We start from the raw sequence: 24,294 nt of genomic DNA on the forward strand, positions 1-24,294 counted from the left end.
ATGGGTCCCTGTGAAAGTCTAATGCCAGTCAATTAAGCCCCAAACCCGTGGGAGCAAAGCTTGCTCGCGATTGGGGTGAGCCAGTCGACAGCGCCATTGACTGGTCCGCCGCCATCGCGAGCAAGCTTTGCTCCCACAGGTTTTGTGTCGTTTGATCCTTAGACTGGCATTACCTGTGAGAGGCCGGCTCCGCATCCAAGCGCCGAGCTATGACATCGAGTACGTCGTAGCCATCCCTCAAAGGAATGCAGCACAGCTGTGCAAAATCCTGGAGGACCACTGAGTCACTCGGAATGTCCCCTCGCATTGCGAGGTTCTCTAAAAGCTGGGTGACCGCGCGAATTCTATAACCCGCCGTGTCGAGCAGGATGTGCAAAGGCGCAGAGGTATCGACGAAGAGGGGTTGATCGTCGGCATTGCTGGTAAGAGCCATGTATCTATTCATTTCAAACTCCGCTTGATTGAGGGCTTTCTTACCATTTGTCATTGAGTCGCCAAACCCAAGCCGCTCTTACGAACGACGCTTGGACTATAGAGCCCTTCCGGAGAAATCATCAATCAGATGATGAGTCAGAAAACTCCCTAAATTATGTGGGCGGGAAATGTCAGAAAACTCCCCGCAGCTATTGCCTCCCCCCACCTTTTTTTATCCCGCCCAACCCGCTCCGCAACCTGCATGATCACAGCCCAAGGCTTTGTAACAATTGGACTAATGGTCTATAGCTCAAGGCATGGCTGCCGATAGGTAAGTTAATTCCCATGAAAGGAGTGACACCCCATGCCACGGTTTTTCGCCGATCTGGGCTTTCGCTGGAAAATCACTCTGCCCATTGCGTTCCTGGCGCTGTTGTTGGTGCTGATGGGGTGGTCGGGCATGCGTGGCATCGACCAGGTGACTGAATCGAGCACGCAGTTGACCAAGCGCTATCTGCCGGCCATCAGCCTGTTGCTCAACGCTGACCGCGATCTCTACCAGGCCTTTGTGGCCGAGCGGAGTTTGCTTGGGGGCAATGCCGGCAGTCATGCCGAGGCGCTGCGTGCCAGTCATCGGGACAATATGAAGCAGGCTTATGACCGTGTGCAGAAATATGCCGCGATGCAACCCAGTGCCGAAGCATTGGCGCTGGTCAGTCAGTTCAACGATCGCTTTGCACAGTGGTCGCAGGTTTCGCGGCAGGTCGTCGAGCAGGCCGTGAGCAATCCGCAGGCGGCCAGTGCGCTGAGCTTTGGTGACGGCGAAAGTAAGTTCGACACCATGCGTGATGCCATCGACAAGCTGGGCGAGCTGGAAGACGAAGCGTCGCTGCGCGAGGGGCAAGCGGCGATTGACCATGGCCAAGCGGTTGGGATGCAGCAGGGCGGTATTCTGTTGGTCGGCCTGCTGGGGTGCATTCTGCTGATTGTTGTCTTGCCAATGGTCGTGCTGCGCCCCATGCGTCGCCTGTTGCATCGGGTCGAACAGATCGCCGAGGGCGGTGGCGATCTGAAAGGCCGTCTCGAAGTGCGTTCGGCTGATGAATTGGGGCAGCTTGGCAGTGCGTTCAACCGCTTCCTCGATAAACTGCAACCGCTGATTGCCGAAGTGGGCCGGGTGACCGGCGAGGTCGATGCCGCGGCGCGCGCCATGGCCACGATGGCGGCGACCAATGATCGGTTGATCAGCAGCGAACATGCAGCCCTCGACCAGGTCAGTACCGCTGCTACCCAGATGAGTGCGGCTGTGCATGAGGTGGCTCACAACGCCGTAAACGCGTCGGACGCCGCGCAGCAAGCCAGTAGCCAGTCTCGCGACGGCACTGAGGTCGTCAGTAACACCATCGAGTCGATCCGCCAGTTGGCCCAGGAAGTGGAGAGCGCTTCGGGCACGATCGAGGCACTGGCCCAGGAAACCTCCAGCATCGGCGCCGTGCTCGAAGTGATCCGGGGCATTGCCGAACAGACCAACCTGCTCGCGCTGAACGCGGCTATCGAGGCGGCACGGGCGGGTGAGCAAGGCCGTGGTTTCGCTGTCGTGGCCGACGAAGTCAGGGCCCTGGCGGCACGCACCCAGGACTCGACCAAAGACATTCAGGTGCGCATCGAGCGCTTGCAAAGCGGTGTCGCCAAGGCCGTGCAAGCCATGCAGGTCGGCAGCAGCAAGGCCCGGGACAGCGTCGAGCGCGCCGCGGGCGTCGATCAGGTGCTCAGCGGTACCAGTGGCTCTATCCAGCGGATCAACGACATGGCCGCGCAGATCGCCAACGCGTGTGAAGAGCAGAGCAGTGTCACCGAAGAGATTGCCCGCAACATCTCCGACATCCGCGACTTGTCCAACGAAGCGGCATCCAATTCCGCCCAGAGCATGCAGGCCAGTCAGCAACTTTCGAGCCTGTCGAGAAACCTGGCGGAACTGACCGGCCGCTTCCGTACCTGAAGCTGGTGGTGTGGTGCCTACTGGCGACCTCCTGCGAGCCCTGCATCAGCGGGGCTCTGTCCTGATGCCCGGTGTGTTGGATGCCGGGCAGATCGCCGACCTGTGTTGGCCGATCGATGCAGGTGTGTTGGGCGATCACCAGGAAGCTGAATACGATTGAGCCTGGCTCAGTCAGATCCAGACATCGTTGACCGCCGTTCGCTCATTGGTTTCTTCGCCGGTATTGATCACGCCGCGAGGCTCGATCAACAGCAGTTTCACTTCCTGGGCGGCGCTGGGCTTATGCTCCACACCTTTTTTGACCACGTACATCTCGCCCGGGCCAATCGTCACTGCGCCGTCGCGAAAGTCGATACGCAGCTCGCCCTCCAGCACGATGAAGGTTTCATCCGTATCGGCGTGGGCGTGCCAGATGAAGTCGCCTTCGAGCCGGGCGATCTTGAATTGGTAGTCGTTCATTTCGGCCACGACTTTCGGCGTCCACTGTTCCTGGAACAGGGTGTATTTCTGGGCGAAGTTGATGGGGGCGTAACGGGTCATCGAGGCATCTCCTTGGTGGGGTGGTGCGTCCTACTTTATGGTTCGAGCCAGCGTGCGTATTGGATGATCGTGCAACTTTTTGCGCCGGGCAGTCGCTGTCTTAGCGCAGCATGTTCAGCCAGCGTGCCGGTGAAATACCGAAGGCCTGGGTATGCAACCGGGTCATGTGGCTCTGATCGAAAAAGCCACAGGCCAGGGCCACTTCGCTCAATGGCGTGCCCTGGAAGGCCAGGCGCCGGGCTTCATTCAAGCGACGCTGGGTGATGTAGCGATAGGGGCTGGTGCCGTACAGCGCCCGGAAATCCCGGGACAGACTCCATCGGTCCCTGCCGCTTGCCTGCACCAGATCGTCCAGGGTGATCACCTGGTCGAGGGCATCGTGGATGAACAGGCGGGCACGCTCTGCCGCCGGGTAGTCGATCAGCCGCCGTCCACGCCTGTTGCCCGCCGCAACGTCGAGGGCCTGGGCCACATCATAGATGGCGTCCTCTTCCTCCAGCGGGTCGAGGGGATGATCCAGGCTGTTCAACAATCGACGGGTCGCGATATTGAGGCGAGGGTCGTTGGACAATCCACCTTCGATGAAAGGCAATGGCCTGCCCCCCAGAACGTGCTGGATCACCGACGGTTCTATGTAGAACATCCGGTAGCGAAAGCCATCGCGGGTTCCTGCTTCGCCATCGTGCACTTCGTCCGGGTGCAGGACGATGGTGCCGCCGGGCTGGCTGTGACGCTTGCTGTGGCGATAGTTGAAGCTCTGGACGCCGGAAAGCGTGATGCCGATGGCGTAGGTGTCATGGCGATGGGTGGTGTAGCCATGCCCACTGAAATAAGCCTCGATGCGTTCCATTTTCCTCGATTCGGGTGCCCGCACCAGCCAGTCGCGGTTGTGGGTGGATCGAGTCATTTGCACCAGCCTCCTGTCTTCGTCCGCATTACCCTACCTGCCTGGAAACCATCGTCACAGCAAAAAAGCCTAACCGGTGTAGGCGCTGTCGAGTGCAACGAGGCTGCGATCTTTCTCCAGACACTTGAATCTCAAGCGAAAGATCAAGATCAAAAGATCGCAGGCTTCGCCAGCTCCTACAGACCCCACTTGGCGGTGCTCAGATCTCTTTCACGGGCGTCTCGTCATGGACGTTCTTGATCAACCTGACGGCGTGAAGGCAGTCACTCTTGTTCACATAGGCTTCGCCACTGGCGATCGTTTCGTGGTTGCCGGCTCTCAAGCGCCAGCGCCATTGGCCTTTTCCGGTGCTCGGGGTACCTCGGGTCTGTCGATAGATTTCAAAATACATCGGTTCGCTCCCTGCGATTCATTCACTCAAGACATGCGTTGAACATGTGGCTGCAAGCCTAGCCAAGTGGTTGGTTTTGGCTATGGGAAATTCGTTTCCATTGGTTATCAAATATTGCTGGGTATGAGCGCTGGTTTGGAATTTGACCGTTGCATTGTTAAAAGTCATGTTGCGAACATGTGGTCGACTGAAGTTCTGGCTGGATCCTTGCGTTGCCCTGCCTGGTCCTGCTTAATACGGTTCGACGCCTAGGGCCGGAAGCCCGATGGGACTGAAAACACTATAAGAAAAAGAGCCATCAAGTGACTGAATATCCAGGAGCGGATCTGCAAGGTCGTCTAGCGCTTTCGCTTGTCATTCCGGTCTATAACGAAGCCCAGTCCATCGATTTGTTCATGGCCAGGATCGACCAGGTCTTTGCCCGTGAATCGCTGGTGAGCCTGGAGCTGGTGTTCGTCAACGACGGCAGCGTGGATGATACGTTGGCGCTGCTGCTGGACAGGCAGAAGGCCGACCCGCGTATCCGCATCGTCGACCTGAGTCGCAACTTCGGCAAGGAGGCAGCGTTGAGCGCCGGCCTGCAAGCCGCCCGTGGCCAGGCGGTGGTGCCGATAGACGTCGATTTGCAGGACCCTCCCGAAGTGATCCTGGAAATGATCGCCCATTGGCGCCACGGCGCCGAAGTGGTGCTGGGGCATCGGATCAATCGCGACTCCGACTCCTGGGCCAAACAGGTTTCCGCCAACGGGTTCTACCGGCTGCACAACAAAATCGCCGACCACAAGCTGCCGGAAAATGTCGGCGATTTTCGCTTGATGGATCGCTGTGTGGTCGATGCCCTTCTAACCCTGCCTGAATCGCGCCGCTTCATGAAAGGGCTGTTTGCCTGGGTGGGGTTCCGGACCACCCACGTGGACTACGTCAGGCCGGAGCGGTCCGCCGGTGAAAGCAAGTTCAATGGCTGGCGCCTGTGGAATTTTGCCCTGGAAGGCATCACCAGCTTCAGCACCGAACCGCTGCGTATCTGGACCTACCTGGGGCTTTGCGTCTCGCTGGTGTCCTTTGCGTTCGCCATGTTCATCGTATTGCGGACTCTGATTTCCGGGGTCGACCTGCCGGGCTATGCCTCGCTGATGGTTGCGGTCACCTTCCTGGGCGGACTGCAACTGATCGGCATCGGCGTGCTGGGGGAATACCTGGGCCGTACCTATATCGAATCCAAGCGTCGGCCGGTTTTCCTGGTGCGGCGCATCTATGACCCCAAGGACTGACCATGGATCTCAAGGAAACCGACATCCTCGGTCCCGATATCGAGCAGCATTGGTACTACCGATCGAAAGCGCGGGCCATGCTCCACATGCTCAAGGGCACCTCGGCCAGTACGTTGCTGGACGTGGGCGCCGGGTCGGGCTTTTTTTCCCATCACCTGCTGACCCATACCCCAACGGCCCAGGCCTGGTGCGTGGACATCAGCTATCCGGCCGACTCCGACGCCAGCACCGCCGGTAAACCGGTCCGCTACCGACGCGCCATCGACACGTTGGACGCCGACCTGGTATTGCTGATGGATGTGTTGGAGCACGTGGATGATGACGTGGGCCTGCTCAAGGCCTACGTCGACAAAGTGCCGTCCGGCAGCCGCTTCCTGATCACCGTGCCGGCGTTCCAGTTTCTCTGGAGCGGGCATGACGATTTCCTCGAGCACAAGCGCCGCTATACCCTCAAACAACTGGAAAGCGTCGTGGCGCAGGCCGGTTTGCAGGTCCAGCAAGGGGCGTATTACTTCGGCCTGGTATTTCCCATTGCCGCCGGCCTGCGCCTGTTGCAGCGCAAAGCCTCCGGGGCACCGTCCAAATCGCAGCTTGCGCGGCATCATCCGCTGGTCAATGGCGTGTTGAGGACATTGTGCAGCCTGGAGCGTCCATTCATGGGGGCCAATCGTATCGCCGGCCTGACGGTGTTCTGCCTGGCGCAGAAGCCGTGACCTGGACGCACTCGCCGCTGCTGCGACGTGCCTTGCGCTTTGCCATGACCGGCCTGCTCGTCACCGCGGTTCATGTGGTGGCTGCCGTGCTGTTTGTGCACTTGATCCTGGCCAACCCGCCACTGGCCAACGGTTTCGCCTTTGTCGTGGCGACCGTGGTGTCGTACCTGATCAACACCCTCTGGAGCTTTTCCAGCCACTTGCATGGCCGCACCCTTGGCCGTTTCGTCGTGGTATCGATCGGCGGGTTCTGGCTGGCGATGCTGGTGGCCTGGGTAGCTCAACGTGTCGGCCTGGATTACCTGGCGGGCATCGCGGCCGTGGCGCTGATCATCCCCGTGTTCACCTTCATCCTGCATAATTTCTGGACGTATCGATGACCGTTCGCGGCAAGCATTACCTGGTTTCCTTGTTGCCCATACTGCTGGGGACGCTGGCGTTCCTGCTGGTGATCGGCCCGCGGGTGCTGGACCCGACGAACATCGCCTGGTTGGGGGAGGGCGATGCGGCGACCCATTACATGGGCTGGGCATTTTTCCGCAGTTCGCCCTGGACCTTTCCGTTGGGCATGAACCCTTCCTATGGGTTGGAGTTGGGCAACGGCATCATTTTTTCCGACTCCAATCCGCTGCTGGCATTTGTGTTCAAACCCTTCAACGCCTGGCTTCCCGAGACGTTCCAGTATTTTGGCCTGTGGTTGCTGGCCTGTTTCATCCTGCAAGCCTGGTTCGGCTGGAAGCTGGTCGGCCTGCTGACACCGTCGCTGTGGATCAGGCTGTTGGGAACCGGGTTGCTTGTGTTTTCGCCGCCGATGTTTCTGCGCATGGGCGGGCATCTGTCGCTGTCCGGACATTTCCTGATCCTGGCGGCCTTGTACCTGGCGCTGATGCCCGGTTTGCAAAAACGCCGGCTGGCCTGGGGCGGGCTGTTGGCCGCCACAGCGCTGGTACACGCTTACCTGTTGGCCATGGTGGCGTTGATCTGGCTGGTGGACCTTGCCAGCCAGGCCAGCAAGGGCCGGGTGTCCCGGCGCGATGCCTGGATCGAGCTGGGTGGCTTGTTTTTGCTGGTTGCGTTCTGCTGCTGGCAGGCGGGTTATTTCAGCGTGGGTGGCGGGACCGTGGCGGGGGGTTATGGGCTGTATCGCCTGAACGTGATGTCGCTGGTCAACCCCAGCGGCTGGTCACACACCTTGCGCGACATGCCCCAGGGCCCCGGGGACTACGAAGGTTTCAATTACTTGGGATTGGGCGTCATCATGCTGGCGATCTGCGCTGGCGTGGCATTGCTGCAAGGCAACACCGGTTTGGCGAATGCCGTGCGCCACAGGCGACTGTTGCTGTTGGCATTGATCGGGTTGACACTGTTTTCGCTGACCAACCACCTCGGCATCGGCATGCTGAATATGCACTACTGGCTGCCCAAACCCCTTGAGCTCCTGGCAAACGTCTTTCGCGCGGCCGGCCGAATGTTCTGGCCCGTGTTCTACGCTATCGTATTTGTCGTCATCTTCGCGGTGATCCGCGGCAACAAGCCACGGGCAGCGGCGTGCCTGCTGGCCATCGCCCTGGTGGTGCAAATCCTGGATACCCGCGCGGGATGGGCCGGCCTGCGCCAGAGCCGGATGGTGCCGTCGGCCTCGAGTTGGCCCACGGCCATGAACGATCCGTTCTGGGCCAGCGCGGCCGGTCATTATTCGAAAGTCCGGACGCTGTTGCCGCAGAACCAGCCGGACAACTGGCTGCTGACCAGCCAATACGCCCTGGCGCATGGCCTGGAAACCGATGGCGTGTACCTGGGACGCATGAGCGACCGGGCGATCGAGCGAGCCCAGCGACACGCCGATCAGATGCTTGCCAGCGGCCAGTACTCAGCCGATTCGCTGTACATCCTCGACCCTCGCGCCGCGCTCCAGGCGGCGAAAACCGTCAACCGCCAAACCGATCTGTTGACCCGTATCGACGGCCTCGTGGTGTTGGCGCCGGGCTGGAAAACTTGCGCCCAATGCCCGCCGTTTGCCGACGAGACGCTGGACATGCAGGTCAAGCTCGGTGAGCGCCAGGTGTTCAGCCGAATCAACGCCATGTTGGCCGAGGGCTGGGGGCGCGTCGAGGAGTGGGGCACCTGGTCGGAAGGGCCTGAGGCTGAGGTTGTTTTGCGCATACCGCCAGAAGCGCGGGCCATTTCGATCGAAGTGGCGGCGTTCGTGCAGCCCTCGCATACGCGCCAGCGGGTGGAGGTCTTGATCAACGGTGTTGATGCGCTGTCGACGCAATTCACGCGCCTGCAGGACAACACCCTTGAACTGCCCCTGACACCGGCCATTCGTGAAACGATTAACGCGGATGGGCGGTTGCGCGTGCATTTCCATTTGCCTGATGCCATCAGTCCCAAGGCGCTGGGGTTGGGGAGCGACGAGCGAGTCATGGCGCTGGGACTGAAATCATTGACCGTGAAATAGGCTTTCCACTGTGGCGAGGGAGCTTGCTCCCGCTGGGCCGGTGCGACGCCTTGGGCGAAGTGACCTCAAGATTTTGCGGTTGCTGCGCAACCGAGCGGGAGCAAGTTCCCTCGCCACAAAAGCAGTGCCTCTTCCAAATTCTTTGGCGGTATTACACAGGCGCTTCGCCTTTTTGCGCATAGACGTGCAGCACCCGGCGTTTCTACACTGCATCCAGTCAAGGAATCGGGGGGGCGGGGATGAACCGCAACGAATTGCGCAAGGCCGACATCAACCTGATGGTAGTTTTCGAAACGTTGATGCTTGAGCGCAACGTGACGCGGGTGGCGGAAAAATTGTTCCTGGGCCAGCCGACCATCAGCTCGGCCCTCAATCGCTTGCGCAAGATGTTCAACGACCCGCTGTTCATTCGCGTCGGCCACCGCATGGAGCCGACGGCCCGGGCCGAGGAAATCATCCAGCATCTCTCGCCGGCGCTCGATTCGCTGTCGGTGGCTTTGAGCCTGACCCACGATTTCGATCCTGCCAACAGCACCATGACGTTTCGTATCGGCCTGTCGGACGACGTCGAGTTCGGCTTGTTGCCGCCGCTGTTGAGCAGCCTGCGGCAAGAGGCGCCGCAAATCGTGTTCGTGGTCCAGCATGTCGATTACTGGCGCATCCCCGATTTGCTGGCGTCAGGCGACATCACCGTGGGCATCAGCCAGACGCGCGGCCTGCCGGCCAACGCCAAGCGCAAACTGTTGCGACACATTCAACCCCGCGTGTTGCGTGCCGATGCATCGGACACGCCGCTGACCCTGGACGAGTACTGCTCGCGACCTCATGTGCTGGTGTCCCATACCGCCAACGTCGCCGGGTTCGCTGATGAATGGCTGGCCGAGATCGGACGCACGCGCCAGGTCGTGCTGTCGGTGCCGCAATACAGCGCATTGCCGGCGTTGCTGGCCGGCACCGACTTGATCGCCAGCCTGCCGGACTATACCGCCGCCGCCATGGCCGCCTCGGGGCAACTGTTCAACGAGCCCTTTCCCTTCAAGACCCCGACCCTGGATTTGTCCATGGTCTGGCTGAGCCATGTCGACAGTGACCCGGCCGAGCGCTGGTTGCGGTCGCGCCTGGAGGCGTTCATGGGCGAACGCGTGCCCCTGGCAGAGCCCTGACACCGGCCTGGAGCGAAACAAAACCTGCCTGAACGCATAAAGTCGAGGTAAGGTTGTGACGACTGAAACCCCCTCGTCATATTTTCGAAACGGAGTCGAACACATGCCTCACCTGCACATGGAATACACCGCCAACCTGCCCGAGCTGAAGGCCGAGGTCGCACTGCTGCGCCTGAACAATGCACTGGTGGCCTCCGGTCAATTTTCTGCCGAGCACGACATCAAGAGCCGGGCCGTCAAGCTCGAGACTTTTCGAGTGGGCACAGGAATAGGCGAGCGGGGTTTTGTGCACGTGAAGCTGGCCTTGCTCAGCGGACGCTCGCCGGAAATCAAGAAGCAATTGGCCGATAGCCTGCTGGCGGTGATCCAGGACCTGGGGCCATGGCCGGCCGAAGTCAGCGTGCAACTGTGCGTGGAAATCCTCGACATCGATCGGGAGCCGTATGCCAAGGCCTTGATCGGTCAATGACGATCAGGTGTCGCGTGGGGCGCAGGCCTTGATGATCTGTTCGCGTAGCCAGGCGTTGGCACTGTCCTGATCGAGGGCCAGGCTCCACTGCATGTTCAAGGTAAACCCTGGCAGCCCCCTGGGCGCTTCGTGGTGATTGAAAATCGCCTCGTTGGCCAGCAGTTTCTGGATGCGGCGGGGCAGGGTCAGGATGAAGTCGGTGCCGGTGATCATCTTCAGTGCGGCACTGTAGCTGTTGGCGCGAGCGGCGATTTGCCGGTGATGCGCCTGCTGCGACAGCCAGCCATCCACCATGTTGGTCGCTGACGTCCAGGGTGTCGGAAACACGTGTCGGCGCTGTACGAACGATTGAAGGCTCAGTTGCGTCTCAAGCGGCGTCGCCCGTTTATCCACGACGCAGACCAGGTCCTCCTGCAACAGCTGCCGGGATTTGAAATCGGTATGGTTGCTGTGGAAGTTCGGGCCGAAGCAGATCACCAGGTCCAGGCTGCCGTCCCGTAGCTCTTCGGCGGGAATGTCGGCTTCGAGCTTGTGCACGTTCACCACCACCGGCAGATTGGCGTAATCGAAGCCTTGCAGCAGTTGCGGCAGGATCAGGTGTTCGAAATATTCCGGTGCGCAGATATTGAAGGTAATGGCCTGCCGGGCCGGATCAAAGGTTGGCCTACCGGCATGGCACAGGTTGATGCTTTGCAAAATGCCGCGTACATGATCGTACATGCCCTCGGCTTTGTAGGTGGGGCGCATGCCAGTGCGGGTGTTGATAAACAGTTCGTCTTCGAAACAGGTTCGCAGTTTCTTGAGGCAATAACTGACGGTTGACTGGCTGACGCACAATGCCTCGGACACGCCGGTGACACTGCTTTGCTCGTACACGGCGCTAAACACCATGAGGTCCTGCATGTCGAGCTTTCTGAGGGAGTTACTGTTCAGCATCCGTTCTGTCTCTCGCTGTGCTCCTTGCGCGGATCTTGCGCAAACCAGGCTGACGATCCTAACGGAACGATGGTGCCAAGAGAATGCCGGGCAGGCGCTTTCATGGTCGGGAACGGGACAGATAATGTAGGGAACACGACGTGTCGATCAACGACCGATTCGTTTGCCTATGTTTAGTTTGCGCCGATCCAAGCTCCAGCAAATCCAGGTTTAACCGTCCAGGGGGCCGTGGGACGCTTGTTCGATGTGTTTCCTGTGATGCGCTCATGGACGGTTCGCCCCTGGCATTCCAATACCCTTCATACGCCGCAGTCGATCCGGTCGGCCGGTTCACGCCTGCCATGGCCCCAGCCCTGAGTGCGTTGCCTTCCGAGCTGGCCTTTTGGGCGCTCTGGCATTGCCGGCATGCGCGCCCTCCAGATACTCGTGTTTCCTGTTGATCACTCATCGTGCTCGCACAACGGCGAGCACGCATTGACGGCGCTTTGTCGCCCGTCCGACATGGAGATACGAGCCTTCCCATGAGCCTTGCGAAAATTTCTTTTGCACCCGTGCAAGACGCCCAGGCGTTCCTCGCGCAGAACCCCGATATCGAGCTGTTCGAGTTGTTCATTCTCGATAACAACGGCGTGCCTCGGGGCAAGTTGTTGCATCGGGACGAGTTGCTGGCGGTCTACGAAAGTGGCCGGCCACTGCCCAGTACGATTCTCGGGCTGACCATCAATGGCGACGATGTGGAAAACTCCGGGCTGGTGTGGGACGTCGGTGACATCGATTGCCGCGCCTATCCCATCAGTGGCAGCTTGCAACGCATGCCGTGGCGGTTGATTCCCACGGCCGCGGTGCAGGTCAGCATGCATCCCCAGGAAGGTGGACCGGCGACCATCGCCGATCCGCGTTATTTGCTCAGCCAGGTGATCGAGGCCTTGCAGGCCGACGGTTATTACCCGGTGATGGCGGCGGAACTGGAGTTCTATCTGCTGGATGCGCAACGCGACGACCAAGGCCGGCCGCAGCCAGCGCGGGACGCCGACGGTGGACGACCGCGTGCCACCCAGGTCTATGGTTTGCGCGAACTGGAGCAGATCGAGCCGTTCCTGGCCGACCTGTACGCCGCATGCAAACTGCAAGGCATTCCGGCCCGGACCGCCATTTCCGAATACGCACCCGGGCAAGTGGAGATCACCCTCGAACATCGCAGCGATGCCTTGCAAGCCATGGATGAAGCGGTGCGCTACAAACGACTGGTCAAGGGCGTGGCCCACAAGCACGGCATGCAGGCGTGTTTCATGGCCAAGCCGTTCGATCACTTGGCGGGCTCCGGCATGCACATGCATGTCAGTCTGGCGGACCGTGATGGCCACAACCTGTTTGCCAGTGAAGCCGGCGATGGCACGCCGTTGCTGCGCCATGCAGTGGGCGGGATGCTCGACACCCTGCTCGATTCGCTGCTGATGTTTTGCCCGAACGCCAACTCCTACCGGCGATTCCAAAGCAACAGCTACGCGCCGCTGGCGGCGACCTGGGGCGTGGACAACCGCACCGTGAGCCTGAGGGTGCCGGGTGGCCCGGCATTCTCGCGGCACATCGAGCATCGTATCTGCGGTGCCGATGCCAACCCTTACCTGGCCGCGGCGGCGATATTGGGCGGCATTCATCGTGGCATACGTGAACAGTGCGATCCCGGGAAACCTGTGGAAGGCAACGGCTATGCCCAGGTGATCGAACCGCTGCCCACCGACTGGCTCACCACCCTGCGTGCTCTCGAGGCTTCGGCCTGGGCGCGGCAGGCGTTTGGCGAGGCGTTTCTGGGTGTTTATCTCACGGTCAAGCGCGCCGAGTACCGTCAGTTCATGGGGGAAGTCGGCGAGCAGGATTGGCGCTGGTATCTGCATCAGGCCTGAAACAGGTGCCTGGCGGGATCCTTAAATAATTATTTAATAGCAACTTTTTCACGAAAAATTGATGGTGGGCTACCTAAAGTTTGTGTTGCCGTAGGAAACGATTTTTTCATGTTTACTGCGGCACTTCTTATTCAAAGAGCAACTTCAGGAAACCGTCAACCATCATGCTGACTATTAAAGCCGTGCGCCCCGAGTGGGTGACGCTGGCCGCCAGTGCCTTTTTGTTAGTGGGCTTCAACATCGTGCTCTGGCAACACTTGCTTGCTATCACCACGGCTGACGCGCGAGGCCTGCTGATGTGCGCGGCGTTTGGCGTGATGATTTTCTGCGCGTTCAACCTGGTGTTGACGCTCGTGGCCTTCCGTCCGCTGCTCAAGCCCGTGTTGATGCTGCTATTCCTGATCAGCGCTGGCGTGGCGTATTTCATGGCCCAATACGGCGTACTGATCGATGCCGGCATGTTGCGCAACTTCGCTGAAACCAATGCCACGGAAGTCCGTGATCTGTTGTCGCTGAAGTTGTTTGTCTATATCGGCTTATTGGGTGTCTTGCCATGTTGGTTGTTGTTCAAAACCCCAATCAACTACCGTAGTTGGCCCAAAGAATTATTAAGTAAGTTGCTGGTCGGCGTGGCCTCGGCCGCCGTGATCGGCCTGGTTGCCCTGGCCAACTACCAAGGCCTGTCTTCATTGTTTCGTAACCACCACGAATTGCGGTTGATGGTCGTGCCGAGCAACTACATCGGTGCTTCATTCGGGTACTTGCGTGAGCAGGTCGCGTCGGCCAAGCAGCCGTTCATCACCGTGGGCGAAGACGCGAGCCGCAACCCGGCCTGGCAAACCCACGGTCGCAAATCCCTGACTGTCCTGGTGGTGGGCGAGAGTGCCCGGGCCGAGAACTTCGGCATCCTCGGTTACAACCGCGACACCACGCCGACACTGGACAAAGAGGCGGGCCTGATCGCCTTCACCGACGTGCATTCCTGCGGCACCGAAACCGCCGTGTCGGTGCCCTGCATGTTTTCCAACATGGGACGCAAGAACTACGACGCCAGCAAGGCCAGGAATGAAGAGGGCTTGCTGGACGTGCTCAAGCGTGCCGGGCTGGAGGTGATCTGGCGAGACAACCAGTCCGGCTGCAAGGGCACCTGCGATCGGGTCACGCTGCAGGATGTCAGCAATCTCAAGGACCCGGCCCTGTGCGCCAACAGTGAGTGCCGCGACGAGATCCTGCTCCAGGGCCTGCAGCACTTCATCGACACGCTCGACAAGGACACGGTCCTGGTGCTGCACCAGATGGGCAGTCACGGGCCGGAGTACTTCAAGCGCTATCCCAAGGAGTACGAGCATTTCACCCCGGTGTGCGAAAGCAACGCGCTGAACAATTGCAGCCGCGAGAGCATCGTCAATGGCTACGACAACACGCTGGTGTACACCGATCACGTGCTGTCGACCCTGATCGACCTGCTGCGGGCCAACCAGGACAAGGTTGACACGGCCATGCTGTACCTGTCGGACCATGGCGAGTCCCTGGGCGAATACAACCTGTTTCTCCATGGCACGCCCTACATGCTTGCCCCGGAGCAACAGAAACACGTGGCGATGCTGGCCTGGTTCTCCGACAGCTACCAGAAGTCTTTTTCGGTCGACACCCATTGCCTGCAACTGAGCCGGGAAAAGCCCTTGAGCCAGGACAACCTGTTCCACTCGATGCTCGGGCTGCTGGAAGTCAACAGCCAGGTCTACAACCGGGACCTGGACCTGTTCGCCAACTGCCGCGGTGCGGTCATCGACGGCGTGCTCGCCCGGGAATGATCGCCTCCACCTTTTTTTCACGCCGGGTTGTTTAACCTGTCCCCATTCATTCCCCAAGAGCCGTTTGTATGTCCGGGCAGCCCCCTTCCACCGTCGAGCTTGAGTTCGCCAGGCAACACGACCGGGAACACGCACAAGTGTGCTGCCAGCCGGCGCCTCGGCGTTTGCGCCTGGCGTTCTGGCGCGACGAGCACATGGTGCGCAATGCCCTGAAGGTGGCGGGCGAGCCGGGGCTGGTGCTGGATGTGGCCTGTGGGGCGGGGCGGTTCTGGCCAGTACTGGCCGAGCATGCCAACCGAGTGATCCTGGCGGCGGACCCGTCGCCGGACATGCTCGAACATGCGCTCACCCACCATGGCGGCGCATTGCTCCAGCGGGTCAAGACCTTCCCGAGTTCGGCCTTCACCCTCGGGCTGTCGGCCAACGCGGTGGATTGTATTCTCTGTCTGCAACTGTTTCGCCACGTCAGTGCCAGCGAGCATCGCCTGGCGCTGTTGCGCGAGTTTCATCGGGTCAGTCGCGACACGGTGATCGTTTCGGTGCAAATCGAAGGACGCCTCAAGATCGGCCAGGCCCCGCGACGGACCCTGGCTGACAAGGCTGATGTGGAAGCCGAGTTCCGCCAGGCCGGTTTCAGCGTGCTTTGGTACCAGGATTTCCTGCCCGGTTTTGCCCTGACGCGGGTTTATGTGTTGCGTAAGACCGGTTAAGTCTTGATGTAGGACTATTCTTGCTTTTTCGCAGGCGATTTCTCTCAGGCGGCTGCTCTATGGATGCTCGCAATCGCCGGCGGCGATATATACTGCGCGCCATTCTTCAAGGGAGAGCCGTGTGGCCATCGATATTCACTGGATTCGCGACAACGATAGCCTCGGTCAGTTTTGCGCCGAGTGGCAGCAGTTGCCATTCGTCGCCCTCGACACCGAATTCATGCGGGTCGACACCTTTTATCCCATTGCCGGTTTGCTGCAGATCGGCGACGGCAAGCGTGCCTACCTGATCGACCCCTTGACCATCGACAATTGGCAGCCCCTGGCCGCCCTGCTGGAAAACCCGGCGGTGCTCAAGGTGCTGCACGCCTGTAGCGAAGACCTTGAAGTGCTGCTGCGCCTCACTGGCAGCCTGCCCGCGCCGCTGTTCGATACTCAACTGGCCGCCGCCTACCTGAACCTGGGTTTCTCCATGGGCTATTCGCGGCTGGTGCAGGAAGTGCTGGGCATCGAGTTGCCCAAGGGCGAGACCCGTTCCGACTGGTTGCAACGGCCCCTGTCCGAGACGCAGATCAGCTACGCGGCAGAGGATGCGGTGCATCTGGCAGAGGTTTTCGTACAACTTCGCCCGAAGCTTTCCGATGAAAAGTACCGCTGGGTCCTGGAGGATGGCGCCGAACTGGTGGCCAACCTGCGTCGCGAAGTCGACCCGTACGAGGTCTACCGCGAGGCCAAGCTGGCCTGGAAGCTGTCCCGGGCTCAATTAGCCGTGCTGCGCGAGTTGTGCGCCTGGCGCGAACGCGAGGCGCGGGCCCGAGACCTGCCGCGTAACCGCATCATCCGCGAGCATTCGCTGTGGCCCCTGGCCCGCACCCAGCCGGATAACCTCGGCGCACTGGCGAAGATCGAAGACATGCACCCGCGTACCGTACGCCAGGACGGCCAGTTTCTGCTGGACTTGATCCAGCGCGCCGCCAGCATTCCTCCCGAGCAATGGCCGCCGGCCGTGGCCGAGCCGTTGCCCATCGAGGCTTCCGCCCTGGTCAAGCGCCTGCGGGCGTTGGGGCAGGCTGAAGCCGAGCGCCTGGAGATTGCCCCGGAGCTGATGCTGCGCAAGAAAACCCTCGAAGCACTGATCAAGAGTGGCTTCCCCGAGGGCCCTTACCAATTGCCCGATTCGCTGCGTGGCTGGCGCCGCGAATTGATGGGCCAGGCGCTGCTCGACAGCCTGGCCACTGCCGGAGAACAGCCTTGAAACGTATCTGCTCCATCTACCGCAGCTCGAAGAAAAACGAGATGTACCTGTATGTGCTCAAGAGCGATGCCTTGAAGCGTGTGCCCGAGCCCCTGATGGCCGCCTTTGGCAAGGCGATCCATGCCTTCGACCTGGTGCTGAGCCCCGAGCGGGAGCTGTCCCGGGAAGACATCAACAAGGTGCTGGAAAATCTCGACACCCAGGGCTATCACTTGCAGATGCCGCCGGCCGAAGACGAGTACATCGAGCATTTGCCCGAAGAGTTGCTGCGCCGCAACGACCCGGTCTGACGGTAGTGGGGGCACCTGTCCTGGGTGCCTTTTGCAACACTGGAATGGTTTATTGACGACGATCGCAGGGATGGAGCGACACTCTGCCGGCGCTCGTCTGCACTGTTTTTGAAAGGTTTGATTCATGCGCGTTCTGATTGCCGAACACGATCACGCGGTGTATGCCCAGCTTCTGCGTCAGGCTGCACCCGATATTGAAGTCCTGACCAGCGGCGATTCCGCCGAACTGTCGCGATTGGCCGCCGATTGCCCGGTCTGGCTCGGCCAGCCTGATCTGCTGGCCACCCTGTTGCGTCAAGGCCACCAGCCCCGTTGGCTGCAATCGACCTGGGCGGGCATCACGCCGTTGCTGGCCGATGGCTTGAGTCGCGATTACCGCCTGACCCGTGCGGTGGGCATTTTTGGCCAGGTGATGGCCGAGTACGTGCTCACCTACATGCTCGGCCATGAGCGCGAGGTGCTGGCCCGGTTGGTCAGCCAGGTCGAGCGCAAGTGGGACAACCGCCAGGGGCAAGGCCTGGCCGGGCGCAAGGTGTTGATCGTCGGGACGGGGGACATTGGCCAGCGTGTGGCGCAGTTCCTGGTGCCGTTCGGTGTGCAGTTGTATGGCATCGCCAGCGAAGCCAGGACGTTGGCACCGTTTATCGAAGTCGGGGCGCTGAAGGACTTGCCTCGTCTGGTGGGCGACATGGATTACGTGATCAATTTGCTGCCCAATACGCCGGATACCCATGACATCTACGACGCGGCGCTGTTCAAGCAATTCAAGCCGAGCGGATTGTTCATCAACGTCGGTCGCGGCGTGGCGGTGGTGGATGCGGACCTGGTGCAAGCCCTGAAGGACGGGCACCTGGCCGGTGCGGTGATCGACGTTTGCCGCCAGGAGCCATTGCCACAGCGCCATCCGTTCTGGACTGCCTGGGGGCTGCTGCTGACCGGCCACAGCTCGGCACCGACCTCGCCACCGATGATGGTGCAATTGTTCCTGGAAAACCTGCGGGCCTACCAGGCGGGCGAAGCGCTGCGCGGGGAAGTGGATTTCAGCCGGGGTTACTGAAGCTCATTTTCAGTGCTCACAAAAAATGAGTTCGCCACAGATCAAAATGTGGGAGCGAGCTTGCTCGCGATGGCGGAGTGTCAGTCAACATCAAAGTGGCTGACTTGACGCCATCGCGAGCAAGCTCGCTCCCACAGTGGATCTTCATAGGGTTACAGGGTGAAGTCGCCTTCTGCCACCAGTTCGCTCAATGGCCGGCGCGGGCTTGGGACTTCGCGGGCCTGTAGGTATTCGGCCAGGGTCGACTTGTCCCCCAGCTTGCCAATCGCCACGGCGGCGTGCAGGGCGTAGCCTTCCGGGATCTTCAGTTCCTTGCGGGTCAGTTCCTGGTCGAAACCGGCCATGCCATGGGTGTGCCAGCCGCTGAGACTGGCTTGCAACGCCAGGTGGCCCCAGGCCGCGCCGGTGTCGAAGGTGTGGGTCTGCGCCGGGGTTTCCTCGGTGGCGCCGGGCACCGCGAAGGTGGTTTTCGAGACGACGATCACCAGCGCCGAGGCGTGTTGGGCCCAGCCGCGGTTGAACTCGTTGAGCAAACCCAGGAAACGCTGCCAATTCGGCGTGTCGCGCCGTGCGTACAGGAAGCGCCAGGGTTGTGAGTTGTAGGCCGAAGGGGCCCACCGAGCGGCTTCGAAGAAGCTCAGCAAGGTTTCTTCGGCAATGCTTTCACCGGTAAACGCGCGGGGCGACCAGCGTTCGATGAACTGAGGGTGGATCGCGTAATCGGCAATGCGGGAATTGGCGCTCATGGGCTCACCTGGCTCGAGTTTTGGAAAGACAATGCAGCAAGCTACGTCCCGCTGCCCGGCCTGACAAGCCCCTGCCTACCGACAGTCGCCAATGCTTGGCCTGAGGAGGTCCCGGCACTAGACTGTCGGCCTTTCACCACCTGATGTTGATGCTTGAGCCATGGCCGCCAAAGTCGAACCGTTCTGGATACGCAAAACCCTCGATCAGCTCGATACACAGGAGTGGGAATCGCTGTGCGACGGCTGTGGCCTGTGCTGCCTGCAAAAGCTCGAAGACGAAGACGACAACAGCGTCTACTACACACGCATCGCCTGCAAACTGCTGGACCTGAAAACCTGCCAGTGCACCGACTACCCTAATCGCCGTGAGTTCGTGCCCGATTGCATCCAGCTCACGCCGGGCAAGGCCGATGAGTTCAAATGGCTGCCGCCCACCTGCGGTTATCGGCTGGTCAGCGAAGGCAAGGACTTGCCGTTGTGGCACCACTTGGTCTGCGGTGATCGAGAGGCCGTGCACCACGAACGCATTTCCCAGTCCGGGCGCATGCTGGCCGAAGGCAGCGTGCCGGAAGACGATTGGGAAGATCATCTGATTTTCCGCGCCGGCTGAACCACCGGGCGGCGCACCACCAGGGAGAACCCATGGCTGCAGGATTGAAATGGATGCTGGCAGCCGGGCTGCTGGCGGTGTGCGGGCCGCTGTGGGCGGCGCAGAAAGTCGACCTGGATTATCACGTGCACCTGTTGCCACAGAGCGATCAGGCCGAGGTGCGCCTGACCCTGGCCCGGGGGGCGGCGGTGCGCAGCCTGGATTTCGACCTCGGCGACGGCAGCCGCTACAGCGATTTCAAGGCCGACGGCCAATGGCTGCTCACCCCCGGCAAGGCGGCGCGTGGCGTCTGGCGTCCGGCCACCGACAAGGCCAGCCTGAGCTACCGTGTGCGCATCAGCCATGCCCGCAAGAACACCACCTTCGAAACCCGCATGACCCCGACGTGGGCGTTGCTTCGCGGCGACGATCTGGTGCCGGCGGCCAAGCTCGACCAGCAGGATGGCGTCGAACTGGTGGCCCGTCTTGAGGTGGAATTGCCCGACGGCTGGAAAAGCATCGAGACCCCCTGGCCGCGTATCGGCAAACAACGTTTTCGCATCGACAATCCCTCGCGGCTGTTCGACCGCCCCACTGGCTGGATGCTCGCCGGCAAACTGGGCAGCCGCCGCACACGCCTGGGCGAAACCGAAGTGACGGTGGCCTCGCCCCAGGGCCAGGGCATGCGCCGGATGGATGTGCTGACACTGCTGACGTTCGTCTGGCCGCAGGTACAGGCGCTGGTGCCGCGTCATCCGGCCAAGTTGCTGATCGTCGGTGCCGGCGATCCGCTGTGGCGTGGTGCCCAGGCCGGCCATGACTCGATTTACCTGCACAGCCGTCCGCCGCTGGTCAGCGAGCGGGGCAGCAGCCCGTTGTTGCGGGAGCTGGTGCAGGCGCTGGCCCGGGTCAATGATCAGGATCGTAGCGACTGGATCAGTGAGGGGCTGACCGAGTACTACGCCATTGAACTGCTACGCCGCGCCGGCGGCCTGAGTGATGAGCGCTACCAGACCTTGAACGACCGGCTCGCCCGCGAGAGCAAGGGAGTCACCACCTTGCGCGGGGAGCAGATCGGCCCGGCGGCGGTGGCCAAGGCGGTGCTGCTGTTGCAGGAACTGGACCGCGAGATTCGCCTGAAAACCCGCAACAAGCGTTCGCTGGATGATGTGTTGCAGGGGGCGATGCGCTTGGAAACGGTCGATACCAAGGAGTTTGTGCAGCTCAGTGAGAGCGTTCTGGGTGGGGCCTCTACTGTGCTGGATACCCGGTTACTTCAGTGACACCGCTTTCGCGAGCAAGCTCGCTCCCACATTGGATTTTCGGCGTTCACAAAACCTGTGGGAGCGAGCTTGCTCGCGAAGGGGCCATCAGGGGCGCTGCAAAAATCAGAGCCCAACCTTCGGCGAAACCAGCGAATCATTCCCCGTCACCGTAGCCGTGCCAGTCGCCGCCTCGGCATTGGCCTTCAAACGACTCAGTTCTTCACCTGCCTCCTCGATACGGGTGCGGGCGCTGTGCAGATTCTGGCGATTCTTCTCCAGCAGGCTCTTGGCCGAGCAGTGCCCGGTGATGCCCCGGGCCAGCGCCAGGCCGCCGATCGCCAGTTGAGCCAGGCCGATCACCCCGCCACGACGCAAGCCCTTGCCCATCATCAGAACACCGCCGGCCAGTGAGCCAATGCGTTCCCAACCATGCACGTTTTGCGGTTGATGGGATTGGAAAGGGGTGCTTTCGATCGGCTCGAACGGATTGTTATCGCTCATGATCTGTCTCCGGTATGGGGTTGGTATAAAACTGACTGCCCGAGCGATTGCCTTGTTCAATCGAGTTTTGCACCGATCAGCGGAATTGCGGCCCCGAACGGGTGTTGTTGCCTTTGGCCATGCGGTCGTACAGCACGACGTTGACGGTGGCGGCCAGGTTCATGCAACCGGTGGTGGGGATGTACACCACGTCTTCGCACCAGTCGCGGATGTCCTTGTCCAGCGAGCCATCCTCCGGGCCGAAAATGTACAGCGCCCGGTCCGGGTGGGTGTATTCGGGCAGGGGGCGAGCGCCTTCCACCAATTCCACAGCCACTGGCACACAGCCCAAGGGCAGGATTTTCTTCAGGTCGTCGATACCGATCAGCGGGATGTCGTAGTGGACTTTCTTGGTGTCGGTGACGAAGTCAGCGGCGCGCTCATAGCGCTTGCCGGTGTAGAACACTGACGCCACGCCGTAGCAACCGGCGGCACGCATGACCGAACCGACGTTTTCCGGTGACTTGGGGTTGAACAGACCGATGCAGCTATAGCGTTTGTTGGCCACGGGCGGGGTGCCTTTGGGGAAAAGGCGCGATTATACGGGGAATGGGGGAGGGTGGTCAGGTTCGAGATGTGTGGTTCACACCATCCTGTGGGAGCAAAGCTTGCTCGCGAACCACGCGCCTCGGTTCCTGAAAGACCGCATCGCCTTCATCGCGGGCAAGCCTTGCTCCCACAAAACGGGGCTCGCCATAATGGCTGGATTACTCGTCTTTCTTCATCAACCCGGCCAGCGCGGCGAAGGGGTTGTGGGTCGCCTTGGCGATTTTCGGGGTGCTCAGGGAACCGTCGCCGAAGTATTGCTGGTCGGTGTAGCGCGAGTGCTCGTTATCGTGGCAGTACAGGCACAGCAGTTCCCAGTTGGAACCGTCCTGGGGGTTGTTGTCGTGGTTGTGGTCGCGGTGGTGAACGGTCAGTTCGCTCAGGCGCTTGCCGGAAAACTCACGGGCGCAGCGGCCACAGACATGGGGGTACATTTTCAGGGCTTTGTCGCGGTAGCCCATCTCCCGGTCGCGCTGAGCATCGGCGAGGATGCGGTCCAGCTTGGCGGTGTTGGACGGTGGCGTTGACGAACTCATGGGTTCACCTTTGTAGATAAAGACTGATGACGGTTGGGCACAGTTTAGCTTAGCCCTTGAGTTTCTCGGCAATCCAGATGGTGTGGCGGGTGCCTTTGTTGCCGTGGGCGAACACTTGCACTTCTTCGGCCTTGAAGCCGGCTTTCTTCAGCTTGTCGGAAAACTGCCGGTCAGCGCTGGCCGACCACACTGCCAATACGCCCTTGGGCCGCAAGGCCTTGGCGCAGGCGGCCAGGCCACCGGCCGAATACAGCCAGCTGTTGGCTTTCTGGGTCAGGCCTTCCGGGCCGTTGTCGACGTCCAGCATGATCGCGTCGAACCCCTGGGGTTCGGCTTGCAGCACCTTGGCCACGTCTTCCATGCGGATCACTGTGCGCGGGTCTGCCAGCGGTCGCCCGGCCTTTTCACCCAAGGGGCCACGGTTCCACTCCACCACCCCGGGCACCAGCTCGGCCACCACCACTTCGGCGGTCTTGCCCAGGTGCTTGAGGGCCGAGGCGAGGGTGAAGCCCATGCCGAGGCCGCCGATCAGCACGCGCGAGCCAGGACGACCGGCGACCTTGCGGCAAGGAATCTCTGCCAGGGCGTCTTCGGAACCGTGCATGCGGGTGTTCATCAACTGCCCGCCGTCGCCGCCCTGGATCTTGATGACGAAGTCTTCGCCGTACTCGAACAGGCACAGGGCACCGCCGTTATCAGGGATGGGTGTGGTGTCGAGCAGAACGAAACGTTTCATGGAAATCTCGTAGGAGGGCAAACCGCGCGGTAACGACTAGCCTTAAAGCAGACAATAGCCACGGAGCCATTGATGAAGTGCATCATTCTAACGGCCATTGCCCTGGCGGCGCTCTCAATAAGTTGCGCCCAGGCTCAACAACCGACGATTCCGGTCAACCCGCCCAGCATCCCCGGGTCGCCGGGCACCGCTACCCCCATGCCGTATCCGCCGGTCACGCCCAACGGGGTGCCCAAGGCGGGCACCGGAAGCGGTGGGCCGCCCTTGCTGCCGCCCATTGAAATGCCCAAGCCGCCCAAGGACCAGCCGATACCGGGCCTGGAGCCGAAGCCGGTGAAGGCCAAGTCGCCGGGGGGGTAAATCGACAAGACGACGCAATAACCTGTGGGAGCGAGCTTGCTCGCGATAGCGGTGTGTCAGTCGACTTCAATGCTGGCTGATCCGCCGCCATCGCGAGCAAGCTCGCTCCCACAGGTATTGTGGTCTGGCTGTCAGACCTGCTGCGACAACAACTGCCCGTCGGCCATGCGCAGGCGCTTGGACAGGGAGACGGCGAGGGCGCGGATGATCTTGGCGGCGATCTTGGGGGCGTCGTTGAGCATTTTTTCCAGGGAATCCTTGCCCAGGTTCAGCAACTGGCAATCACTGGCGGCGATGCAACTGGCCGAGCGCCGTTCGCCATCGAGCACGGCCATTTCACCGAAGGCCCGACCGCTGCGCAGCGTGGCGATGGTCACGGGTTGGCCGTCGGGACCGGTTTTCTGCACGGCCACCTGGCCGGTGTGGATGATGCACATGAAGCTGCCTGCATCGCCCTCGTGGAAAATCGCTTCGCCCTCGGCGATGGCGCTGATGCTGAAATAGCCCGACGCCGCGGCGAAGTCGACGGGCAGCAACTGGTCGAACAGACCGCAGTCCATCAGCCAGTCGCGGATTTCTTTGTTCAGTAAGGTCGGTTCTGACATGTTGGCACGGTCTTTTTCTTGTGTGTGTTGCAGGTTCAGTTTGGCCCCGGGTGTAAGAAGATTCCCGGGACAGGCGC

At 60.9% G+C, this 24,294-nt stretch carries 27 protein-coding genes and 1 pseudogene; 17 read left to right on the plus strand and 11 right to left on the minus strand.

Features of this window, described 5'->3' with window-relative positions:
• Positions 1-169 precede the first annotated feature (169 nt).
• Positions 170-445 carry a short-chain dehydrogenase gene (locus IB266_RS30810; protein WP_225613664.1) on the minus strand — a complete coding sequence of 92 codons (276 nt, stop codon included), beginning with the start codon at positions 443-445 and terminating at the stop codon, positions 170-172.
• 333 nt (positions 446-778) lie between these two features.
• On the opposite strand from IB266_RS30810, the pseudogene IB266_RS31295 reads away from it, so the two are divergent.
• Together IB266_RS31295 and IB266_RS31300 are read left to right on the plus strand one after the other, a co-directional pair.
• Positions 779-1,555: pseudogene (locus tag IB266_RS31295) on the plus strand (MCP four helix bundle domain-containing protein); the annotation flags it as partial.
• 78 nt (positions 1,556-1,633) lie between these two features.
• Complete coding sequence (locus tag IB266_RS31300; protein WP_412548322.1) at positions 1,634-2,413, plus strand: methyl-accepting chemotaxis protein; 780 nt, start codon at positions 1,634-1,636, stop codon at positions 2,411-2,413.
• 171 nt (positions 2,414-2,584) lie between these two features.
• Here IB266_RS31300 and IB266_RS26300 read toward each other — a convergent pair whose 3' ends face one another.
• From IB266_RS26300 to IB266_RS26310, 3 genes are all read right to left on the minus strand, one after another.
• Entirely contained in the window at positions 2,585-2,953 is a 369-nt protein-coding gene (locus IB266_RS26300) for a cupin domain-containing protein (protein WP_060738754.1), read from the minus strand.
• A 100-nt stretch (positions 2,954-3,053) separates the two neighbouring features.
• Complete coding sequence (locus IB266_RS26305; RefSeq protein WP_192263390.1) at positions 3,054-3,860, minus strand: AraC family transcriptional regulator; 807 nt, start codon at positions 3,858-3,860, stop codon at positions 3,054-3,056.
• Positions 3,861-4,059: 199 nt separating this feature from the next.
• Positions 4,060-4,251, minus strand: coding sequence for a YegP family protein (locus tag IB266_RS26310; RefSeq protein ID WP_092204443.1), 192 nt, complete (start codon positions 4,249-4,251; stop codon positions 4,060-4,062).
• 302 nt (positions 4,252-4,553) lie between these two features.
• Here IB266_RS26310 and IB266_RS26315 point away from each other — a divergent pair, with 302 nt between their 5' ends.
• The 6 genes from IB266_RS26315 to IB266_RS26340 all read left to right on the plus strand — a co-directional run bounded on the left by IB266_RS26315 (position 4,554) and on the right by IB266_RS26340 (position 10,328).
• Complete coding sequence (locus IB266_RS26315; protein WP_192263392.1) at positions 4,554-5,522, plus strand: glycosyltransferase family 2 protein; 969 nt, start codon at positions 4,554-4,556, stop codon at positions 5,520-5,522.
• A 2-nt stretch (positions 5,523-5,524) separates the two neighbouring features.
• Entirely contained in the window at positions 5,525-6,235 is a 711-nt protein-coding gene (locus IB266_RS26320) for a class I SAM-dependent methyltransferase (protein WP_192263394.1), read from the plus strand.
• A 44-nt stretch (positions 6,236-6,279) separates the two neighbouring features.
• Entirely contained in the window at positions 6,280-6,615 is a 336-nt protein-coding gene (locus IB266_RS26325; protein ID WP_192263470.1) for a GtrA family protein, read from the plus strand.
• A complete protein-coding gene (locus tag IB266_RS26330) occupies positions 6,612-8,696 on the plus strand; it encodes a DUF6311 domain-containing protein (RefSeq protein WP_192263396.1) in 2,085 nt (694 codons plus the stop codon). The genes IB266_RS26325 and IB266_RS26330 overlap by 4 nt, the downstream gene beginning before the upstream one ends.
• A gap of 239 nt (positions 8,697-8,935) precedes the next feature.
• A complete protein-coding gene (locus IB266_RS26335) occupies positions 8,936-9,859 on the plus strand; it encodes a LysR family transcriptional regulator (RefSeq protein ID WP_103310561.1) in 924 nt (307 codons plus the stop codon).
• 103 nt (positions 9,860-9,962) lie between these two features.
• The gene (locus tag IB266_RS26340; protein ID WP_060738747.1) at positions 9,963-10,328 is read left to right on the plus strand and encodes a 5-carboxymethyl-2-hydroxymuconate Delta-isomerase; all 366 of its coding nucleotides are present in this window, start codon (positions 9,963-9,965) and stop codon (positions 10,326-10,328) included.
• A gap of 3 nt (positions 10,329-10,331) precedes the next feature.
• On the opposite strand, the gene IB266_RS26345 is transcribed toward IB266_RS26340, so the two are convergent.
• Positions 10,332-11,264, minus strand: coding sequence for a LysR family transcriptional regulator (locus IB266_RS26345; protein WP_103310563.1), 933 nt, complete (start codon positions 11,262-11,264; stop codon positions 10,332-10,334).
• 536 nt (positions 11,265-11,800) lie between these two features.
• Between IB266_RS26345 and IB266_RS26350 the strand changes: the two genes are divergently transcribed.
• From IB266_RS26350 to IB266_RS26375, 6 genes are all read left to right on the plus strand, one after another.
• Positions 11,801-13,168, plus strand: a complete 1,368-nt coding sequence (locus IB266_RS26350; RefSeq protein ID WP_192263472.1) for a glutamine synthetase family protein — start codon at positions 11,801-11,803, stop codon at positions 13,166-13,168.
• 164 nt (positions 13,169-13,332) lie between these two features.
• The gene (locus IB266_RS26355) at positions 13,333-14,982 is read left to right on the plus strand and encodes a phosphoethanolamine transferase (RefSeq protein ID WP_192263398.1); all 1,650 of its coding nucleotides are present in this window, start codon (positions 13,333-13,335) and stop codon (positions 14,980-14,982) included.
• A gap of 68 nt (positions 14,983-15,050) precedes the next feature.
• Entirely contained in the window at positions 15,051-15,692 is a 642-nt protein-coding gene (locus IB266_RS26360) for a class I SAM-dependent methyltransferase (protein WP_192263400.1), read from the plus strand.
• Between the two features lie 121 nt (positions 15,693-15,813).
• Positions 15,814-16,947 carry a ribonuclease D gene (rnd, locus tag IB266_RS26365; RefSeq protein ID WP_060738742.1) on the plus strand — a complete coding sequence of 378 codons (1,134 nt, stop codon included), beginning with the start codon at positions 15,814-15,816 and terminating at the stop codon, positions 16,945-16,947.
• Positions 16,944-17,237, plus strand: coding sequence for a YcgL domain-containing protein (locus tag IB266_RS26370; RefSeq protein WP_053120094.1), 294 nt, complete (start codon positions 16,944-16,946; stop codon positions 17,235-17,237). The genes rnd and IB266_RS26370 overlap by 4 nt, the downstream gene beginning before the upstream one ends.
• 124 nt (positions 17,238-17,361) lie before the next feature.
• Entirely contained in the window at positions 17,362-18,294 is a 933-nt protein-coding gene (locus IB266_RS26375) for a D-2-hydroxyacid dehydrogenase (protein WP_192263402.1), read from the plus strand.
• A gap of 152 nt (positions 18,295-18,446) precedes the next feature.
• Here IB266_RS26375 and IB266_RS26380 read toward each other — a convergent pair whose 3' ends face one another.
• Complete coding sequence (locus IB266_RS26380) at positions 18,447-19,040, minus strand: nitroreductase family protein (protein ID WP_060738740.1); 594 nt, start codon at positions 19,038-19,040, stop codon at positions 18,447-18,449.
• Positions 19,041-19,200: 160 nt separating this feature from the next.
• On the opposite strand from IB266_RS26380, the gene IB266_RS26385 reads away from it, so the two are divergent.
• Entirely contained in the window at positions 19,201-19,650 is a 450-nt protein-coding gene (locus IB266_RS26385; RefSeq protein ID WP_060738739.1) for a YcgN family cysteine cluster protein, read from the plus strand.
• A gap of 32 nt (positions 19,651-19,682) precedes the next feature.
• Positions 19,683-20,912, plus strand: coding sequence for a hypothetical protein (locus tag IB266_RS26390; RefSeq protein ID WP_192263403.1), 1,230 nt, complete (start codon positions 19,683-19,685; stop codon positions 20,910-20,912).
• A 105-nt stretch (positions 20,913-21,017) separates the two neighbouring features.
• Here IB266_RS26390 and IB266_RS26395 read toward each other — a convergent pair whose 3' ends face one another.
• The 4 genes from IB266_RS26395 to IB266_RS26410 all read right to left on the minus strand — a co-directional run bounded on the left by IB266_RS26395 (position 21,018) and on the right by IB266_RS26410 (position 23,252).
• Positions 21,018-21,395 carry a DUF2892 domain-containing protein gene (locus IB266_RS26395; RefSeq protein ID WP_192263406.1) on the minus strand — a complete coding sequence of 126 codons (378 nt, stop codon included), beginning with the start codon at positions 21,393-21,395 and terminating at the stop codon, positions 21,018-21,020.
• Positions 21,396-21,471: 76 nt separating this feature from the next.
• On the minus strand, positions 21,472-21,942 hold the full coding sequence (locus IB266_RS26400; RefSeq protein WP_003198862.1) for an RNA methyltransferase: 471 nt from the start codon (positions 21,940-21,942) through the stop codon (positions 21,472-21,474).
• Positions 21,943-22,141: 199 nt separating this feature from the next.
• Positions 22,142-22,516: a YajD family HNH nuclease gene (locus IB266_RS26405; protein ID WP_003184246.1), complete on the minus strand. Its 375-nt coding sequence runs from the start codon at positions 22,514-22,516 to the stop codon at positions 22,142-22,144.
• Positions 22,517-22,565: 49 nt separating this feature from the next.
• Positions 22,566-23,252 carry a spermidine synthase gene (locus tag IB266_RS26410; protein WP_018607541.1) on the minus strand — a complete coding sequence of 229 codons (687 nt, stop codon included), beginning with the start codon at positions 23,250-23,252 and terminating at the stop codon, positions 22,566-22,568.
• Positions 23,253-23,324: 72 nt separating this feature from the next.
• Here IB266_RS26410 and IB266_RS30815 point away from each other — a divergent pair, with 72 nt between their 5' ends.
• Positions 23,325-23,612: a hypothetical protein gene (locus IB266_RS30815; protein WP_092173112.1), complete on the plus strand. Its 288-nt coding sequence runs from the start codon at positions 23,325-23,327 to the stop codon at positions 23,610-23,612.
• 131 nt (positions 23,613-23,743) lie between these two features.
• Here IB266_RS30815 and IB266_RS26420 read toward each other — a convergent pair whose 3' ends face one another.
• Entirely contained in the window at positions 23,744-24,217 is a 474-nt protein-coding gene (locus IB266_RS26420; RefSeq protein WP_057449793.1) for a cyclic nucleotide-binding domain-containing protein, read from the minus strand.
• Positions 24,218-24,294: the final 77 nt, after the last annotated feature.

Origin of the sequence: Pseudomonas sp. Pdm06 (assembly GCF_014851795.1) — a bacterium.
Taxonomy (GTDB): Bacteria; Pseudomonadota; Gammaproteobacteria; order Pseudomonadales; family Pseudomonadaceae; genus Aquipseudomonas; species Aquipseudomonas fluorescens_AA.